This window comes from Priestia sp. FW507-14D1A (genome assembly GCF_058781295.1).
The window spans coordinates 1-18872 of sequence record NZ_JBYSWQ010000020.1 but is presented as its reverse complement, the minus strand read 5'-3'; the positions used below and the strand labels follow the sequence as shown (position 1 = coordinate 18872).

Genomic DNA, 18872 nt, shown 5'->3' with positions numbered 1-18872 from the left:
GGTCCCGTGGTGTAGCGGTTAACATGCCTGCCTGTCACGCAGGAGATCGCGGGTTCGATTCCCGTCGGGACCGCCATGTTTTAGAAACGAAACAATGTGTTTCGTCTTTTTTATTGTTTGAACCATTTTTATATAAAACTTTACCGTCCTTAGGAGCAATCCTAAGGAATTTTTTATATACAAAGAAATTTCTTTATAGAATTGCGATGTTAAAGATTGTTGGATTTCTTACTGGATATGTATAGTCCACAACGTTTACAATATATATATACAGATTGAAATGAGGTTCTGAATGAATGACAGAGATTAACGAATTTACGTTTATGTCTACGTCTCCTGATGAAACTAATCAGCTGGCTGCTCGTCTAGCAACTTTATTAGAAGCTGGTGACGTGCTGCTGCTTGAAGGCGATTTGGGAGCTGGAAAGACAACATTCACAAAAAGTTTAGCTAAAGGATTAGGAATTGAACGCAATGTGAATAGCCCGACATTTACGATCATTAAAGAATACAAAAGCGGTCGCCTTCCTCTTTATCATATGGATGTGTACCGTCTAGGGGATGAATTTGAAGACCTAGGGTTCGATGAGTATTTTGAAGGAGATGGCGTGACGGTCGTGGAGTGGGCTCATCTGATTGAAGAGCAGCTTCCTAATGAATATATTCAAATCAATATTTACCATGAAAACGAAACGACTCGTAAAATCCTTGTAAAGGCGATAGGCAGTCGGTACGTTGAAATATGTAAGGAGCTTTTTAAAAGATGAAAATGTTAGCCATTGATACATCCAATTTTGTCATGGGTGTTGCTGTCGTTGAAGAAAACAAAGTAATTGGAGAAATTATTACGAATCTAAAAAAGAATCACTCCGTTCGTGTAATGAACGCTGTGGAATCTTTGTTAAAGGATTGTGATATTGCGCCAAGCGAGCTAGACCGTATTGTAGTAGCACACGGTCCAGGATCTTATACAGGTGTACGCATTGGCGTTACCATTGCCAAGACACTTGCTTGGACTTTAAATATTCCTTTAATAGGTGTATCTAGCCTTGAGGCACTAGCAGCAAACGGTCGCTATTTTGATGGATATATCGCTCCGTTATTTGATGCGCGCCGTCAACAGCTTTATACAGGACTATATGAATGGAATAACGAGCGAGGTCTTGTAGAAGTTGAAAGTGATCGACTTGTTATTAATAAAGACTGGGCGGAACATTTAAAGTCATACAACAAACCTATTTTATTCATAGGCAATGATCTTCTTATGCATGAAGAGGCGTTAAAAGAAGTGCTGGGTGAACAAGCTGTATTTGCCCATGTTCAGCAGTTTAATCCAAGACCTAGTGAATTGGCTTTCTTAGGAATGAAGAAAGAGCCGCAGTCTGTGCATACTTTTGTTCCGAACTACATTCGTTTAGCTGAAGCCGAAGCCAACTGGCTTGCTTCACAGCAAAAAGGATAAAAGAAGGTATAAACATGAAACTAACAATTAAGTTTCGTTTAATGGAAGTTAAAGATGTTGATCAAGTAGTGAAAATTGAAGAGAAGTCTTTTACGACACCTTGGAGTTCAGAAGCGTTTCAAAATGAGTTAACCAATAATCAATTTTCAACTTACATTGTGATGGAAGAAGGAGAAAATATTATTGGGTATTGCGGAACGTGGATTGTTATTGACGAAGCACATGTAACTAACATTGCGCTATTGCCAGACTACCGAGGTAAGGGACTCGGTGAATTGCTGTTGCGCAACGTGATGGACGTGCTTCGAAAACTAGGTGCTACGTCAATGACATTAGAAGTTAGGGTATCTAATCATATTGCACAATCATTGTATCAAAAGCTAGGTTTTAAACCTGGAGGTATTCGTAAGAATTATTATTCTGATAACAATGAGGATGCATTAGTTATGTGGGTGAATTTATGAGTGAAAATCAATTAATTTTAGCATTAGAAACAAGCTGTGATGAGACAGCAGCAGCCGTGATTCGAAACGGTCATGAAATTGTAGCCAATGTGGTGGCCTCTCAAATAGAAAGTCATAAACGATTTGGCGGTGTCGTACCTGAGATTGCATCTCGTCATCATGTGGAACAAATTACGGTGGTAGTTGAAGAAACTTTAAATCAAGCGAACTTGACGTTTGCAGATATTGATGCAATAGCTGTAACGGAAGGACCAGGGCTTGTGGGAGCACTTCTTATTGGCGTAAATGCAGCCAAAGCGCTAGCATTTGCACATCAAAAGCCATTAATTGGTGTTCATCATATTGCAGGACATATTTATGCAAACCAGCTAATCAAAAAATTAGAATTCCCGCTTTTATCGTTAGTTGTATCTGGAGGGCATACGGAGCTTGTATACATGGAAAGTCACGGTCAGTTTAAAGTGATTGGTGAAACGAGAGATGATGCAGCAGGAGAAGCCTACGATAAAGTAGCCCGCACGTTAAACCTTCCATATCCAGGCGGACCACATATTGACCGCCTTGCACATGAAGGAGAGCCATTAATTGATTTACCGCGTGCTTGGCTAGAAGAAGGATCCTATGATTTTAGTTTCAGTGGGTTAAAATCAGCAGTTATTAACACTGTCCACAACGCGAAGCAAAAAGGTGAAGAAATTCTTCCACAAACGCTTGCTGCTAGCTTTCAAGCGAGTGTTATTGATGTGTTAGTAACTAAAACCGTTAAAGCTGCAAAGGAATATAACGTTAAGCAAGTGTTAGTAGCAGGAGGAGTTGCTGCTAATAAAGGACTTAGAGCAGCGCTAGAAGAGGCATTTGCACCATTATCAAACATTGAACTTATTATCCCGCCGCTATCTCTATGCACGGATAATGCTGCAATGATTGGAGCAGCAGCAAGTGTACGATTTGCTCAAGGAAAACGCTCAGATATGTCATTAAACGCAAACCCCGGTTTAGACTTGGAAGAGTAAGAGACGAATGAGATTTAGTTCTCATTCGTCTTTTTTTGTGGATAAAAATAATTTATCAACAATATTCAATAAATTTAGAATTGACTGTGGATAATTATGTGGAAAAGTCCGTGTACTCAGTACACGGACCTGTTATCAACAAGTTTTAATTATGAAAATCAGACAGATATCCACTATTTATTCACAGAGTGGATAAAGCTTGTTCTAAAGCGCACGAACAAGTAAATAGGATGAATAAATACGAAAAAATATAGACTATTCTTCTAGAAGAAGCTGTAATTTTTCCCACTCTTCCATTAATGTGGATAACTGTGAAGCAATTTTTTCGTTTTCACCGTTTAATCTTGATACTTCTTCGTGGTTTTGATAAATTTCAGGGTCACAAAGAAGTTCTTCATTCTCCGCTTGTGCGGCTTCTAATTTGTTTACTTCAGTTTCAATTTCTTCAATGCGGCGCGTTCGCTGCCTCATCAATTTCTTTTGTTCTTTATCTTGTTTATAGGACTGTTTATCTACTTTTACCGTGCGTTCTTCGTTTGCTTTTATATTTTCTAATTCTTTGATTTCCTCTATTTCTGCTTTCTTTTCTACATAATAGTCATAATCTCCAAGAAATTCTTCTACCCCTTCAGGAGATAGCTCTGCTATTTTGTTTGCAATACGATTAATAAAATAACGGTCATGTGAAACAAATAATAGAGTCCCTGGGTAATCAATTAACGCATTCTCGAGTACTTGTTTACTATCTAAATCAAGATGGTTAGTAGGTTCATCTAAAATTAAGAAATTAGCTTTTTGAAGCATAAGCTTCGCAAGAGCCAAACGTGCTTTTTCACCACCGCTAAGCGTCGAAACGATTTTCAGTACATCATCACCTGAAAACAGAAAATTTCCAAGCGCTGTACGAATTTCTTTTTCAGGTTTGGATGGGTAGTCATCCCAAAGCTCATTTAAAACGGTTTTATTAGACGTTAAATTAGCTTGCTCTTGGTCGTAATAACCAACCATTACGTTTGAGCCAAAAGAAATGGTTCCAGTCTTGAAGCTTAGTTTATCCACAATACCTTTTAATAACGTAGATTTCCCAACTCCATTAGGGCCAACCAACGCAAGGCTTTCACCTTTTTTAATCCGAAGGTTTGCGTCTTGGACGACGTATTTGTTTTCATCATATCCGATAGACACGTTTTCGAGATTTAAGACTTCATTTCCGCTTTGACGCTCAATTTCAAACGAAAAACTAGCCGATTTTTCGCCGTCGTTAGGTCGATTTATTAACTCCATTCGATCGAGCTGCTTACGTCTGCTTTGCGCACGTTTTGTAGTCGATGCGCGGGCGATGTTTCGCTGAATAAAATCATTCAGTTTTGCGACTTCATCTTGCTGTTTTTCGTACTGACGCAACTCTTTTTCATATCGCTCTGCTTTTTGTACAAGGTATTTAGAGTAGTTGCCCGTGTACTTGACCGTTGTTTTTTGTGTGACTTCATACACTTGATTTACGACCTTATCAAGGAAGTAACGATCGTGTGAAACAATTAAAATAGCTCCTTCATACCCTTGCAGAAACTGTTCCAGCCATGCTAAAGTTTCAATATCTAAGTGGTTGGTAGGCTCATCCAGAATAAGCAAGTCTGGCTTTGTTAAAAGCAGTTTTGCAAGAGCCAAGCGCGTTTTTTGTCCACCGCTCAAGGAGGAAATAGGGGTGCTATAGTCAAAGTTTGAGAAACGGAAACCGTGAAGAATAGATCGTGTATCCGCTTCATATTGATAGCCGCCTGAATCTTTGAACGTTACTTGAAGCTGATCGTACTCTTTGGTTAGTTTTTCGTATTGAACTGAATCATTAAAAATGTCTGGATCGCCCATCTTCGTTTCAAGCGTACGTAATTCTTTTTCCATCTTCTTTAACGGAGCAAAGACCGTCATCATTTCTTCCCATATGGAGAGTGTTGACTCAAGAACTGTATCTTGTCCCATATAATCAATGGAAACACCTTTAGGTTTAATAATTTCTCCGCTGTCATAAGAAAGCTGCTCAGCAATAATTTTTAATAAAGTTGATTTACCAGCACCGTTTCGTCCCACTAGGGCAATGCGGTCTTTTGATTGTACTTCTAACTTTATATTCGATAAAATGGGTTCTGCCCCATAGTATTTTGTAATACCGTTCAATTGTAGAATAATCATTTTTTCACCTCTAGTAGTATATCCATAGTGTATTTTAACATATTTTCAACTACAAGTTCTTCCTACAAGCGTTTGTAATTTGTAGAGAGACAAGGACAAATGATGAAGCGAATGTTTTGATTCATGAAATAAAATGATTTTACCTGCACATTTTATACAGGATACTATGTTAAAATAAGAGATAAGTGCATCTCTGAACTTATATATGATGGATGTAGAAAACCCGTCATGACTAACAAACGGATCCTTTGAAGAGCTAATTACTTCGTTCTAGCTACCGACTTTAAGTAGTGCTGGATAGACAAAAGGGGTCGGGGTGTGAAGCGGAGTATATATAAAACAAGAGAAAAGAGAGAGAATTGGAAGCGCTACCTCAAGGCGGTTGAGGCTTTGTGAAAGGTAATGCAATATGACTTGAAAATGTTAGTAATGACATACATGAACTGAGGGGGTACAACGTGAACACTGAACAATTAAAAATACCACAAGCAACGGCTAAACGATTGCCGCTTTATTATCGTTTTTTAAAAAACTTGCATGCTTCTGGTAAACAGCGTGTTTCGTCAGCGGAGTTAAGTGAGGCAGTGAAAGTTGATTCTGCTACTATTCGCCGGGATTTTTCTTACTTTGGAGCATTAGGGAAAAAGGGATACGGCTACAATGTGAATTATTTACTTACATTTTTCCGTAAAACGTTAGACCAAGATGAAGTAACGAAAGTAGCACTGATTGGCGTAGGGAATCTGGGAACGGCCTTTTTAAATTATAATTTTATTAAAAATAATAACACCAAAATTGAGTGCGCTTTTGATGTGATAGAAGATAAAGTCGGTACAAAAGTAGGCGACGTGCCCGTCTATCATCTTGACCAATTGGAAGATTATATGAGTGATGACATCTCAGTAGCGATTTTAACCGTTCCAGCCACTGTTGCTCAGCAAATTACCGATCGTTTAGTGAGTTGCGGAATTAAAGGAATTTTAAACTTTACTCCTGCACGCTTAAACGTACCGGATGAGATTCGACTGCATCATATTGATCTTGCTGTAGAATTACAGTCGCTCGTCTACTTTTTGAAAAATTATCCTGTTGAATAAGGCGGACTATGTTACGATTTCCTTAAGTCTAAATTAATAAGGAGAGTGGGAATATGGGGATTGGAGCAGGCAGTTGGATTATTATTGCGATTGTAGCACTGCTTATTTTTGGACCGAAACGGTTACCGGAGCTAGGAAGATCAGTCGGGCAAACGCTTAGAGAGTTTAAGCATGCCGCTAGCGGTGCCTCAGAAGATCGTGAAAAAGATAAACAGCGTCAAGTAGATGACAAAGAGTAAAAGGGTGATCATAGTATGACCGAACAAGAAATGTCAATATATGATCATATAGGAGAGCTGCGAAAGCGCATTTTAATTGTTTTATTTTTCTTTGTGATTGCCACAATTGGCGGCTTTTTTATAGCGGATAAGGTTATTGTCTATTTACAGCATGCTGATGAGGCAAAAAATTTAACGATGAATGCATTTAGGCTAACAGATCCAGTTAAGATTTATATGCAGTTTGCTGTTATTATCGGCTGTGTACTTGCAGCTCCTGTTGCACTGTATCAACTTTGGGCATTTATTAGTCCTGGTTTATATGAAAAAGAGCGTAAGGTAACGCTTGGATATATTCCTGTTTCCATTTTTCTCTTTATCGGCGGTGTCTCTTTTTCTTATTTTGTGTTGTTTCCATTTGTCGTCGATTTTATGACGCGCGTTTCTGATGAGCTGAATGTAAACCAAGTGATTGGCATTAATGAATACTTTTCTTTTTTAATGCAGCTCACACTGCCTTTTGGGCTGTTGTTTCAGCTTCCTGTTGTCGTCATGTTTTTGACGCGATTAGGAATTATCACGCCTATGTTTTTATCTCAAATTCGAAAGTATGCCTATTTCGTACTGCTAGTTATTGCCGCACTTATTACACCACCAGAATTGCTCTCGCACATGATGGTGACAGTGCCGCTCTTAATTTTGTATGAAATCAGCATCATTATTTCCCGCATTTCGTATCGCAAAGTGTTAAAGGCAAGGGCAGAGCAAGAAAGAGAAGATGTTAGTATGTAAAAAAACCACTGAAACAGTGGTTTTTTTATTTAGATGAATCATCTTGATTTTTATATTGCTGCTGCAATTTTTTAATTTTGTAGTGCAAGATAAAGATGCGAACCGCAAACCTGAAATCGAATGCGGCTACGAGTGCAAATAAGATTGTGGGGAAATTCCAAATGGTTTCCTGAGCATTTTGAATTGCCAAGTAAGTAAATAAAATCCCCATAATAATATAAATAAACCCTCGTGTTAAAGGGATATTCTTCATAAAAACATGCCTCCAAAAATAAACTGCATTTGTTCTGCTTGTTTTTGCATTTCTATAATTTTATCTGCAAAAATAGTTTGAGATAAAATAACGATTGTATTCATCAAAACATGAGCAATAATAGGTACAACAATTAGTCTTGTTCTTGCATAAAGGAATGCAAATACAAATCCCATGGCTGTATACACAAGTAAATGTTTAAAATCCCAGTGTACCGCAGCGAAAATAAGGGAACTAATAAATGCAGAGATAAAGAAATTGTATCGTTTGTGAAGAGAGCCGAAAATAATCTTTCGGAAAATAATCTCTTCTAGTATTGGTCCAATAACAGACGTAACGACAATAAGGAACGGTGTTGCTTTAACAAGGTTAACAATATTTTGTGTGTTTTCAGATACTTGGGTAATGCCAAGAGCGTGTTCGATCATACCTGCTACAGCTTGACCAGCCATAGCGAGAAACACCCCAAGGACTGACCAGACAACAGCAATCGTTTTTCCAGCATGTTCTATACGCATGGACATGTCACGACGCAGCAGCAGTAAGACAATAAGTAAACCAAGGATAAAGCTGATGATGGTCCAATAAGTCAAAAGCATGACATTCGCTGTTCGAACTGGATATTGCTCAAACATTCCTGTTAATTTTAACAGCGGTATACCAACAACTCCTGAAAACTGCATAAGGATGTAGGTGAGGATAACATACCAATAACGTTTTTCCAATCTTCTATACTCCTTTAAAAGGTTTTTATGTATATATGTCGAAGAAGTACTGTAAAGTTAGTAATTTCTTCTTGCTCGTATTGTAACATACATATTATTGAACAGAGAAAAGAATGCTTTATTTCTCAAAATCGTCGAAATCTAAGACTATTATATGTAGTTTTCGTAAATTTTAAATTTTTTTTGTTTAATACTTGCAAAAAAAACCCACTTTGTTTTAATATAATAATTGTGTTAGCACTCGTTGAGGTTGAGTGCTAATAAAAATGCAAACATATTATTTGAGGAGGTTGTTTCACTTGTTAAAGCCATTAGGTGATCGCGTAGTGATTGAACTTGTAAAATCTGAGGAAAAAACAGCAAGCGGTATCGTGTTACCGGACAGTGCAAAAGAAAAGCCACAAGAGGGTAAAATTGTTGCTGTTGGTACAGGCCGAGTATTAGAAAGCGGTGAGCGTGTAGCTTTAGAAGTAGCTGCGGGCGATCGTATCATCTTCTCAAAATATGCGGGTACTGAAGTGAAATACGAAGGTACTGAATACTTAATTTTACGCGAAAGCGATATTTTAGCTGTAATCGGCTAATTTTAACCACAAACTTATCATACGTAAAAAATAGATTATTAAGAACATCTTGAGGAGGTCAAAGAACATGGCAAAAGACATTAAATTTAGCGAAGAAGCACGTCGCGCAATGCTACGTGGTGTAGATACATTAGCAAATGCTGTAAAAGTAACGCTTGGACCAAAAGGTCGTAACGTTGTATTAGAAAAGAAATTCGGTTCACCGCTTATTACAAATGACGGTGTAACAATTGCAAAAGAAATCGAATTAGAAGACGCATTTGAAAATATGGGTGCTAAATTAGTAGCCGAAGTTGCTAGCAAAACAAACGACGTTGCTGGTGACGGTACAACTACTGCAACAGTTTTAGCGCAAGCAATGATCAGAGAAGGTCTTAAAAACGTAACGGCTGGTGCTAACCCAATGGGTATCCGTAAAGGGATGGAAAAAGCAGTAGCTGTAGCGGTTGAAGAACTAAAAGCAATCTCTAAACCAATTCAAGGTAAAGATTCAATTGCTCAAGTAGCGGCTATCTCAGCAGCTGACGAAGAAGTAGGTCAATTAATTGCTGAAGCAATGGAGCGCGTTGGTAACGACGGTGTTATCACACTTGAAGAATCAAAAGGTTTCACAACTGAATTAGAAGTGGTAGAAGGTATGCAGTTTGACCGTGGATATGCATCTCCTTACATGGTAACTGATTCAGATAAAATGGAAGCTGTATTAGATGATCCATACATCTTAATCACAGACAAAAAAATCGGTAACATTCAAGAAATCTTACCGGTATTAGAGCAAGTTGTTCAACAAGGCAAGCCTCTATTAATCATCGCTGAAGACGTAGAAGGCGAAGCTTTAGCAACATTAGTTGTGAACAAACTTCGCGGTACATTTACAGCTGTAGCTGTTAAAGCTCCTGGTTTCGGTGATCGTCGTAAAGCAATGCTACAAGATGTTGCAATCTTAACAGGCGGAGAAGTAATCACTGAAGAGCTTGGTCTTGACTTAAAAACAGCAGGCATCGATCAATTAGGTCGCGCTTCTAAAATTGTTGTAACAAAAGAAAATACAACAGTTGTAAACGGTGCAGGAAACGCAGAAGATATCCTAGCGCGCGTAAACCAAATCAAAGCTCAGCTTGAAGAAACAACTTCAGAGTTTGACCGTGAAAAATTACAAGAGCGCTTAGCAAAACTTGCTGGTGGCGTAGCTGTAATTAAAGTTGGTGCGGCAACTGAAACTGAGTTAAAAGAACGTAAATTACGTATTGAAGATGCATTAAACTCTACTCGTGCTGCGGTTGAAGAAGGTATCGTAGCTGGTGGTGGTACTGCATTAGTAAATATCTATAATAAAGTAGCAAGCATCGAAGCTGACGGTGACACTGCTACAGGTATCAACATCGTATTACGTGCGATTGAAGAGCCTGTACGTCAAATCGCTCACAACGCTGGTTTAGAAGGATCAGTAATCGTTGAGCGTCTAAAAGGCGAAGCAGTTGGAACTGGATTCAACGCTGCAACTGGCGAGTGGGTAAATATGCTAGACACTGGTATCGTTGACCCAACAAAAGTAACGCGTTCAGCTCTTCAAAATGCTTCTTCTGTAGCGGCTATGTTCTTAACAACTGAAGCAGTTGTTGCTGACAAGCCAGAAGAAGGCGGAGCACCTGCAATGCCTGACATGGGCGGCATGGGTGGAATGGGCGGCATGATGTAATCACTGCCCTAACTAAAAAAGCGACCAAGTGAGTACTTGGTCGCTTTTTTGCGTGCGTTAATATTTTCAGATTTTTTAAAAATTTGTTAAGATAGTACTATGTTTATTGAAAAACATACTAAACTCAAGGCTTAACTGAGTTTTAAGGGGGAGCTTTATTGATTCAGCTGGATCATATTAATAATAAATTAAATCAAGTATTAGAAAACATCGATCAAATTGTGATTGGAAAGCGTCATGTATCTACGTTGAGTTTGGTTGCTTTGCTTGCAGAGGGGCATATTTTGCTTGAAGATGTGCCGGGTGTGGGGAAAACGATGCTCGTGAAGGCACTGGCCAAATCGATTGATGCAGAATTTAAACGAATTCAATTCACGCCCGATTTGCTGCCGTCCGATGTAACAGGTGTTTCTATTTACAGTCCAAAAGACATGGAATTTCATTTTCGTCCAGGTCCTATCATGAGCCATATTGTGCTCGCTGATGAGATTAACAGGACTTCTCCTAAAACACAATCGGCGCTTTTAGAAGCAATGGCTGAGCATCATGTAACAACCGATGGTATCACCCGGGAAATTCCAGCGCCTTTTTTTGTGATGGCTACTCAAAATCCTGTTGATTTTGATGGGACCTATCATTTGCCGGAAGCGCAGCTGGATCGATTTTTATTCAAATTAAGCATGGGGTATCCTACGCAGGAAGAGGAGCTTCAAATTTTAAACGGCGTATCGACTCAAGTTAATCTTGAGGATGTAAAACCCGTCATGAGTATTCCAGAATTAGTACAGGCTCAAAAAACTGTAAGCAGTATTTATGTAGATGATGCGATCAAGCACTATATCATCGAAATCATTCGCAAAACGCGCTCTCATCCACATGTTTCGTTAGGTATCAGTCCTCGTGGGACGGTTTCATTTATGAAGGCCGTTCAAGCATATGCTTTAGTGAAGGGAAGAGATTACTGTCTTCCTGATGATGTTCAAGAGCTTGCTTCGTATGTGTGTGCACATCGATTAACGCTAAGATCTGATACCCAGTACAGCGGCTTAACAGCGGGTGATGTGATGAAGCAAATTATGGCTGATACGAAAGTACCTGTTAAAAGGTAAGAGGTACTTTATGAAACAGTATATAAAAGTGATATGGAATAAATGTAGAGACTGGTTCGTTTTATTCTGCATCTTTGCTGCTACGTTTTCTTACGCGATGTTTCAAGGGGGCTTTGTCAGCTGGTTTTTATTTTATAGCTTCTTACCTTTTGGATTATATGCGGCAGCCGTTTTGCTTTATCCGTTAAAGAAGTGGAATGTTACTCGTGATGTGAAGCTACAGCCTCGATTCGCTGGAGATCATCTTTCTTATGACATTCATATTACACGCTCCTCGGGTTTTCCTGTTTATATGGCAGCAGTGAAAGAGGAGAGTAACCTTTTAGATCAAGAAGAAAGAACAATTTATCCGCTTTTTCAACGAAACGCTGTTATTCCGTATGAAAGATCGTTTGTAGAAAGAGGAGAATATGAATTTTTTACGATTTCGATTGAACTGAGTGATTTATTAGGAATTGTAAAAAAGAAGGCCTATTATCCGCTGCAGCAGCGGTTTATCGTGTATCCTCAAATCCATGAGATAGATATCCCGTTTCTTTTAGCGGGAATAGAAGAAGGAAAAAATGAAGTTTCCGCTGGAAATCAATCTACTACGTTAGTGACAGGCATTAGAGAATACCAGCCGGGTGACCGATTAGGATCTATCGATTGGAAGGCGACGGCTCGTAAAGCTACGTTGATTTCTAAAGAGTTCGGTCATTATCATGAACGGAGTATGATTATCATTGCAGATGTTATAAGCTCTCTATACTTTGAAGAACGAATGAGCTTTCTGGCATCCATGCTCATTCATGAAGAAACCAAGCGTAAAAAAATCGATTTTCTTTTAGCTGGAGATGCGCTTTTTTCACCAAAAGCCTCTGAACAAAGTGAGACTGATAACCTGTTGTATCACTTAGCGCGTGCACAGCCTATTAACAACCGAGTATTCGAAACAGAATTTAAGGGTATTGCCATTCAAAAGCAGCATTCTTTTATGGTCATTGTCAGTCAAGTTACAGGAACTCTCATTGGGCAGGTTCAATCTAAGCTGAGTCTGCATGCTAAGGCATCAATAATTGTCGTTAAAGATGAAGGAGCAGGGCTTAGTGACGAAGAGACGGTTATTGTTAATGGAATACAATCTTCTGCTTTAACGATTGAAGTCGTTAATATTCCTCTTCCTCTATCATCTAAAGGAAGTGAGGGCGGAAATAAGTGAATAAATCAGCTTTGTATGTAAAAAACATCTTATTGTACGCGGGAGCATTCTTTTTATTAGTGGAATGGCTTCTTCCTTTAAATGAAGTGACGGATACCAATCAAATTCAGTACTTTATCTTGTTTGTTGCTTACTGTTTTTTGTGTTTAACGTTTCGCTTGCCGTTTATCGTGATGACGTTAGGGAGTATATTATTTATTTTGTTTTCGCTTCACAATCTCTATTTCCAAGGAGCCTTCTTTTCTTCAGACTGGCTTCCGAGACTTTTGGAGATTCTTCAGTCAGATGCACAAAGTATCATGGAGTGGGATATAGCGAATTTATCATTTGAAATGAGGAGCACTTTATTTTTTGTGCTGCTTTGGATTATGGCTTATTTAATTCGATATTGGATCTTTTATCAAAAAAGAATTTTCTTCTTTTTCTTCTTAACCATTTTGTATATTACCGTGTTGGATACCTTTTCTACTTACGATGCGAGAGCTGCTATTATTCGTGTGACGATTATCGGATTTTTATTAGTAGCCATGCTTCGCATAAATCCTGAACGCATAAAAGCTGCGGGCACTGAGCGTTTAGAAAATAGAAAACGATCGTTTCTTTTTCTAGGCAGCTTTTTAGCTATCGTCATTGTGCTGGCTTATCTCGCTCCTAAACCAGGGCCGCAGTGGCCAGATCCCGTACCTTTTATCACGGCGCATACAACAAATCAAGGACAGGGAGAATCTGCAAGCGGTCAACGAATTGGCTATGATATGGACGATTCTAAATTGGGGGGATCGTTTGTCAATGATGATACGGTTGTGTTTACAGCCAAAGTAGAGGATGAGCACTATTGGCGTATTGAAACGAAGGATGTTTATACAGGTAAGGGGTGGGAGCTGTCTAAAGAGGAAGAAAAAGTGCCCTTTAAAGGAAATGAAAACTTACTCCCTCAATATGACTCAAGTGTAGCAGGACAAGTAAGAAAAGCAGAAGTTACCTATTCGCAGCCTTCTGTTCATCTTATGCATGTTCCTCAACTGCTGTCGCTAACCTTAAAAAATGGCATTCAAACCGATGTTACACCGACAAATGAAAAATTATATCCTTATCAAAATGACAAGCTTGTTACTGTTCAATCGTATGAGATGACGTATAAATATCCTGTATTTGATATTGGACTTCTTCAGCAAGCAGAGGAAAAAAAGGCAGAGAGTTTAGAGAATAATAACGAATTTATAGCAAGGTATACACAACTTCCTGCTAACTTGCCGAAACGAGTAAAGGATTTAGCTCGTGAGGTAACAAAAAATAAGAACAATCGTTATGAAAAAGCGAAAGCCGTTGAAGAATACTTCCGATCAAATCCATATGTATATGATACTGAAAATGTTCCAATTCCTACGAAAAATAAAGATTATGTGGATCAATTTTTATTTGATACAAAAAGAGGGTACTGTGATAACTTCTCTACTTCTATGGTTGTGCTGCTGCGTTCATTAGATATTCCTGCACGGTGGGTAAAGGGCTATACAGAAGGTGATGCCACCGTCATTTCAGGAAGTAGTAAGTGGACAACCTATGAAATCACACAAAATAATGCTCATTCTTGGGTCGAAGTCTATTTTCCAGGAGCGGGTTGGGTACCTTTTGAACCAACAAAAAGTTTTTCTAATCCTTATGATTTTGTAGATAGCCAACCTAACAACTCTAGTGAAAATAGTCAAAGGGAAGAAGAGAAACAAGAAACACAAGTGAAGGAGCAGCCTAAGGAAAAAGAGCTTCCGGCACAAGAAGAAAGAGCGAAAGAAAAAACAGCTTCTCTTCAAAATGTTAAGTTGTCTATGAAGTGGAAAGTGCTTTTTTGCGGACTGATTGTAGTTATGTTGATAGTAATATATCTCAATCGATTTAAATGGTTTTTACCTTTTTATCTCTCTTTTTATAAAAAGAAAGAGAGTGCGGAAACCTTTGAATCAGCGTATGCTTTTTTACTTAAAAGACTCGCTGCAAATGGACTAAAGCGGCAAGAAAGTCAGACGCTGCGCGACTTTGCAAGAGAAGTAGACGGAAAATTAAATACGGTAAATATGCTACAATTAACGGAAAAATATGAGCGGGTTTTGTATCGAAATGCAGATTCCATAAAAGAATGGAAAGAGTCGATTGAATTGTGGGAAAATTTAATCAAAAAAACGAGTTCTTGACCATTGTTTCGCGGATTGATAGAATATTCTCGAACTTACTATAAATGTTTCGTATACCTTCATATATCCTCGATAATATGGTTCGAGAGTCTCTACCGGGTCACCTTAAACGATCTGACTATGAAGGCAGAACAGTCTATTTGGCGATAAACGTCGTGCTCAACTAGACTTCTGCCTTTGTTTTTTGAGGGAGAAGTCTAGTTTTTTTTATATTTTAGGGCATAATAACAAGTGATTATTTACACATTCGGAGAGGTGAACAAGATGGAAGGCATGATTGTTGTATTAGATTTTGGTAGTCAATATAACCAACTGATTACGCGTCGCATTCGCGAGTTCGGAGTATATAGTGAATTGCATCCGCACACAATTACAGCAGAAGAGATTAAAGCATTAAATCCAAAGGGAATTATTTTCTCTGGAGGCCCAAACAGTGTGTACGGTGAAAACGCATTTCACTGCGATGAAAATATTTTTGAATTAGGTATTCCTGTTTTAGGTATTTGTTATGGAATGCAATTAATGACTCATCATTTTGGCGGGAAGGTAGAAGGTGCTAGCCATCGTGAATATGGTAAAGCAGCGATTAACGTACAAAACGATTCATTAATGTACCATGAGTTGCCAAAAGAACAAGTTGTTTGGATGAGTCACGGTGATTTAGTTGTAGAAACACCAGCTGGTTTTGAAGTGGACGCAACTAGCCCATCTTGTCCAATTGCCGCAATGAGTAACAAAGAAAAGAATATGTACGGAGTGCAGTTCCATCCAGAAGTTCGCCATTCAGTGCACGGTAACCATATCTTAAAGAACTTCGTGTTTGAAGTATGTCATGCTGAAGCAAACTGGTCAATTGAGAACTTCATTGAAGTTGAAATGGATAAAATCCGTGAAACAGTTGGAGATAAAAAAGTACTTTGCGCACTTAGCGGCGGAGTAGACTCTTCAGTAGTAGCTGTATTAATTCACAAAGCAATTGGTGATCAGTTAACATGTATGTTCGTAGATCACGGTTTATTACGTAAAGGTGAAGCGGAAAGCGTAATGGAAACATTTAGCGAAGGCTTTAATATGAACGTAATTAAAATTGATGCAAAAGATCGCTTCTTAGAAAAATTAAACGGCGTATCAGATCCTGAACAAAAGCGTAAAATCATCGGTAATGAATTTATTTATGTATTCGATGACGAAGCTGCTAAATTAAAAGGGTTTGATTTCCTAGCTCAAGGTACGCTATACACAGATATTATTGAGAGTGGGACAGCTACAGCTCAAACGATCAAATCTCACCACAACGTAGGTGGATTACCGGAAGATATGCAGTTCAAACTAATCGAACCGTTAAACACGCTATTCAAAGATGAAGTACGTGCATTAGGTTCTGAATTAGGTATCCCTGATAACATCGTTTGGCGTCAACCTTTCCCAGGACCAGGTCTAGGTATTCGTGTACTTGGTGCAATTACGGAAGAGAAGTTAGAAATTGTACGTGAGTCGGATGCTATTTTACGTGAAGAGATTGCAAAAGCTGACTTAGAGCGCGATATCTGGCAATACTTTACGGTTCTCCCTGATATCCGCAGTGTAGGTGTAATGGGAGATGCTCGTACGTATGATTACACAATCGGTATTCGTGCTGTTACATCGATTGATGGTATGACTTCTGACTGGGCGCGTATTCCTTGGGATGTGCTTGAAGTTATCTCAACGCGTATTGTAAACGAAGTTAAGCATATTAACCGCGTAGTGTATGATATTACAAGTAAGCCACCTGCAACAATTGAATGGGAATAATATGTAAGAAAGCCGAACAAACGAACATTCTTTTATAAGAATGTTCGTTTTTTGTTGACTTTTTTAAAAAGTTAATGGTAGGATAGTAACATAAAACAGCGAGATATAGCTTTAATGTCGTATAATCTTGGGGATAAGGCCCAAAAGTTTCTACCGAGCTACCGTAAATGGCTTGACTACGAGAAAGTAATACATGTATGTGTAAAAATCTTTTGTTTTTTTGGCTCATACATTTCTCTTTTAGTCGATCTTATGCCTTTACGCGCCTAGTGTAGAGGCATTTTTTATGGCTTGCCAAGTGCATGCGGCTTCTATAAAGGGAGGAAAAAACGTGAAGAAGTATTTTCGTTTTGAAGAGCTGGGTACTAGCTATCGAAAAGAGTTTATAGCTGGCCTTACAACTTTTCTATCTATGGCTTACATTTTATTTGTTAATCCATCTGTGCTATCACTAAGTGATGTAAAGGATCTGCCTGACAGTATGAGAATGGACCAAGGGGCTGTATTTACAGCTACTGCTTTAGCGGCAGCTTTGGGATCAATTGTTATGGGAGTCCTTGGTAGGTATCCAATTTCATTAGCTCCAGGTATGGGATTAAACGCATTTTTTGCTTATACAGTTGTTCTGACAATGGGAATTCCATGGCAGACGGCTTTAACGGGTGTTATGATATCAGGTGTTATTTTTATTCTTTTAACATTAACAAGCCTGCGAGAAAAAATTATTAATTCTATTCCTATTGAATTAAAAATGGCTGTTGGAGCAGGTATTGGCTTATTTATTAGTTTTATTGGTATGAAAGGTGCCGGAATCATCGTCAAAGATGATGCTACATTTGTTGGACTGGGTGATTTAACTAACCCAACAACGTTACTTGCGGTTTTTGGCATTGTAATTACTATTGTATTAATGGTGCTTCGAGTAAATGCAGCTGTATTTATCGGTATGATTGTAACGGCTGTAGCAGGTATGGCTTTTGGTTTAATTGATACACCTAAAGCAGTTGTTTCATCAGTTCCTAGTCTTGATCCGACGTTTGGGGCAGCTTTTCAAAATATCGGTGATATCTTTACTGTAAAGATGCTAGTCGTCATTTTAACTTTCTTATTTGTTGATTTCTTCGATACAGCAGGTACGATGGTTGCTGTAGCGAGTCAAGCAGGGCTTATGAAAGATAATAAACTTCCGCGAGCGGGCAGAGCGTTATTGGCAGATTCTAGTGCGATTGTAGTTGGTGCTGTTCTTGGTACCTCATCAACAACAGCTTATGTAGAGTCTACGGCTGGAGTAGCAGCGGGCGGACGTTCAGGATTTACTGCAATCGTAACGGCGGCGTTTTTCTTAGTTGCATTGTTCTTTTCTCCATTGTTAGCGGTCGTAACACCAGCTGTTACTGCGCCAGCTTTAATTACGGTAGGAGCTCTGATGGTGTCAAATTTAGGAGAAATTAATTGGAAAGAGTTCGAAGTAGCAGTTCCCGCATTTTTCACGGTAATTATGATGCCACTAACATACAGTATTGCAACAGGTATTGCGGTTGGTTTTATCTTTTATCCTATTACAATGTTATGCAGCAAGCGTGGAAAAGAAGTTCATCCAATTATGTATGCTCTCTGTATCATCTTCATACTCTATTTTGCATTCTTAGCAGAATAGTTTAAATAAAAAAGCTCAGTTTAATGACTGGGCTTTTTTTTTATGGTAAGATAAGAAAACTGCATAGCGGCTAGATTAATATTGTAATAGAGAGTATTCAATCATTATATTGAAGGTTTACTTCATTAACTTTTTTACTTATAAAGTTTTTTAGAAAAACGATTGACTCTATATATTATATATGGTAAATTATTAAATGTCGCTGATGAACAGCGCAGTTGAGAGAAACATCTTAAAAAAAGATGTTGACATCAAAACGATAGAATGTTATACTAATAAAGTTGCTTCAGAGCAATGGTTGAACTTTGAAAACTGAACAAAGCGACAAACGTCAACGTTAAATTTTATTTTTTTAAATTGAGCAAGTCAAACATTTCTTCGGAGAGTTTGATCCTGGCTCAGGATGAACGCTGGCGGCGTGCCTA

General features: G+C 38.5%; 17 protein-coding genes, 1 tRNA gene and 2 riboswitches. Of the genes, 15 read left to right on the top strand and 3 right to left on the bottom strand.

All coding sequences use genetic code 11. From position 1 onward, the window contains the following. The 5 genes from AC3WJG_RS26355 (at position 1) to tsaD (ending at position 2939) form a co-directional block, all read left to right on the top strand. Positions 1-76, top strand: a tRNA-Asp gene (locus AC3WJG_RS26355). A gap of 220 nt (positions 77-296) precedes the next feature. Continuing rightward, a complete protein-coding gene (tsaE, locus tag AC3WJG_RS26350; protein WP_013081426.1) occupies positions 297-767 on the top strand; it encodes a tRNA (adenosine(37)-N6)-threonylcarbamoyltransferase complex ATPase subunit type 1 TsaE in 471 nt (156 codons plus the stop codon). Further along, entirely contained in the window at positions 764-1462 is a 699-nt protein-coding gene (gene tsaB, locus AC3WJG_RS26345) for a tRNA (adenosine(37)-N6)-threonylcarbamoyltransferase complex dimerization subunit type 1 TsaB (protein WP_492588874.1), read from the top strand. The genes tsaE and tsaB overlap by 4 nt, the downstream gene beginning before the upstream one ends. Positions 1463-1476: 14 nt before the next feature. Beyond that, the gene (gene rimI, locus AC3WJG_RS26340; protein ID WP_028410379.1) at positions 1477-1926 is read left to right on the top strand and encodes a ribosomal protein S18-alanine N-acetyltransferase; all 450 of its coding nucleotides are present in this window, start codon (positions 1477-1479) and stop codon (positions 1924-1926) included. After that, positions 1923-2939: a tRNA (adenosine(37)-N6)-threonylcarbamoyltransferase complex transferase subunit TsaD gene (gene tsaD, locus AC3WJG_RS26335; protein WP_028410378.1), complete on the top strand. Its 1017-nt coding sequence runs from the start codon at positions 1923-1925 to the stop codon at positions 2937-2939. Before rimI ends, tsaD begins: the two co-directional genes overlap by 4 nt. Before the next feature lie 255 nt (positions 2940-3194). Here tsaD and AC3WJG_RS26330 read toward each other — a convergent pair whose 3' ends face one another. Continuing rightward, positions 3195-5129 carry an ABC-F family ATP-binding cassette domain-containing protein gene (locus AC3WJG_RS26330; protein WP_337134662.1) on the bottom strand — a complete coding sequence of 645 codons (1935 nt, stop codon included), beginning with the start codon at positions 5127-5129 and terminating at the stop codon, positions 3195-3197. A gap of 458 nt (positions 5130-5587) precedes the next feature. Between AC3WJG_RS26330 and AC3WJG_RS26325 the strand changes: the two genes are divergently transcribed. From AC3WJG_RS26325 to tatC, 3 genes are read left to right on the top strand one after another with little or no spacing between them, the layout of a single operon-like run. After that, on the top strand, positions 5588-6226 hold the full coding sequence (locus AC3WJG_RS26325) for a redox-sensing transcriptional repressor Rex (protein WP_028410376.1): 639 nt from the start codon (positions 5588-5590) through the stop codon (positions 6224-6226). A gap of 53 nt (positions 6227-6279) precedes the next feature. After that, on the top strand, positions 6280-6465 hold the full coding sequence (gene tatA, locus AC3WJG_RS26320; protein WP_013055022.1) for a twin-arginine translocase TatA/TatE family subunit: 186 nt from the start codon (positions 6280-6282) through the stop codon (positions 6463-6465). A gap of 15 nt (positions 6466-6480) precedes the next feature. Continuing rightward, the gene (tatC, locus tag AC3WJG_RS26315) at positions 6481-7236 is read left to right on the top strand and encodes a twin-arginine translocase subunit TatC (protein WP_013055023.1); all 756 of its coding nucleotides are present in this window, start codon (positions 6481-6483) and stop codon (positions 7234-7236) included. Positions 7237-7261: 25 nt separating this feature from the next. On the opposite strand, the gene AC3WJG_RS26310 is transcribed toward tatC, so the two are convergent. Together AC3WJG_RS26310 and AC3WJG_RS26305 are read right to left on the bottom strand one after the other, a co-directional pair. Beyond that, positions 7262-7489: a YdiK family protein gene (locus AC3WJG_RS26310; RefSeq protein ID WP_050691695.1), complete on the bottom strand. Its 228-nt coding sequence runs from the start codon at positions 7487-7489 to the stop codon at positions 7262-7264. Continuing rightward, positions 7486-8214: a CPBP family intramembrane glutamic endopeptidase gene (locus AC3WJG_RS26305; RefSeq protein WP_217599758.1), complete on the bottom strand. Its 729-nt coding sequence runs from the start codon at positions 8212-8214 to the stop codon at positions 7486-7488. The genes AC3WJG_RS26310 and AC3WJG_RS26305 overlap by 4 nt, the downstream gene beginning before the upstream one ends. 299 nt (positions 8215-8513) lie before the next feature. Here AC3WJG_RS26305 and groES point away from each other — a divergent pair, with 299 nt between their 5' ends. The 7 genes from groES (at position 8514) to AC3WJG_RS26270 (ending at position 18447) form a co-directional block, all read left to right on the top strand. After that, the gene (gene groES, locus AC3WJG_RS26300; RefSeq protein ID WP_013055026.1) at positions 8514-8798 is read left to right on the top strand and encodes a co-chaperone GroES; all 285 of its coding nucleotides are present in this window, start codon (positions 8514-8516) and stop codon (positions 8796-8798) included. A gap of 67 nt (positions 8799-8865) precedes the next feature. Next, positions 8866-10497, top strand: coding sequence for a chaperonin GroEL (groL, locus tag AC3WJG_RS26295; RefSeq protein WP_028412700.1), 1632 nt, complete (start codon positions 8866-8868; stop codon positions 10495-10497). 158 nt (positions 10498-10655) lie between these two features. Continuing rightward, a complete protein-coding gene (locus AC3WJG_RS26290) occupies positions 10656-11606 on the top strand; it encodes an AAA family ATPase (protein WP_028410372.1) in 951 nt (316 codons plus the stop codon). Positions 11607-11616: 10 nt separating this feature from the next. Continuing rightward, complete coding sequence (locus tag AC3WJG_RS26285) at positions 11617-12807, top strand: DUF58 domain-containing protein (protein ID WP_098333000.1); 1191 nt, start codon at positions 11617-11619, stop codon at positions 12805-12807. Continuing rightward, the gene (locus tag AC3WJG_RS26280) at positions 12804-14996 is read left to right on the top strand and encodes a transglutaminase TgpA family protein (RefSeq protein ID WP_337134663.1); all 2193 of its coding nucleotides are present in this window, start codon (positions 12804-12806) and stop codon (positions 14994-14996) included. The genes AC3WJG_RS26285 and AC3WJG_RS26280 overlap by 4 nt, the downstream gene beginning before the upstream one ends. A 39-nt stretch (positions 14997-15035) precedes the next feature. After that, a riboswitch (purine riboswitch) is annotated at positions 15036-15137 on the top strand. A gap of 123 nt (positions 15138-15260) precedes the next feature. Next, a complete protein-coding gene (guaA, locus tag AC3WJG_RS26275; protein WP_098334571.1) occupies positions 15261-16790 on the top strand; it encodes a glutamine-hydrolyzing GMP synthase in 1530 nt (509 codons plus the stop codon). Between the two features lie 97 nt (positions 16791-16887). Then, positions 16888-16989: riboswitch (purine riboswitch) on the top strand. Positions 16990-17121: 132 nt separating this feature from the next. After that, entirely contained in the window at positions 17122-18447 is a 1326-nt protein-coding gene (locus AC3WJG_RS26270) for an NCS2 family permease (protein ID WP_013055032.1), read from the top strand. Positions 18448-18872: the final 425 nt, after the last annotated feature.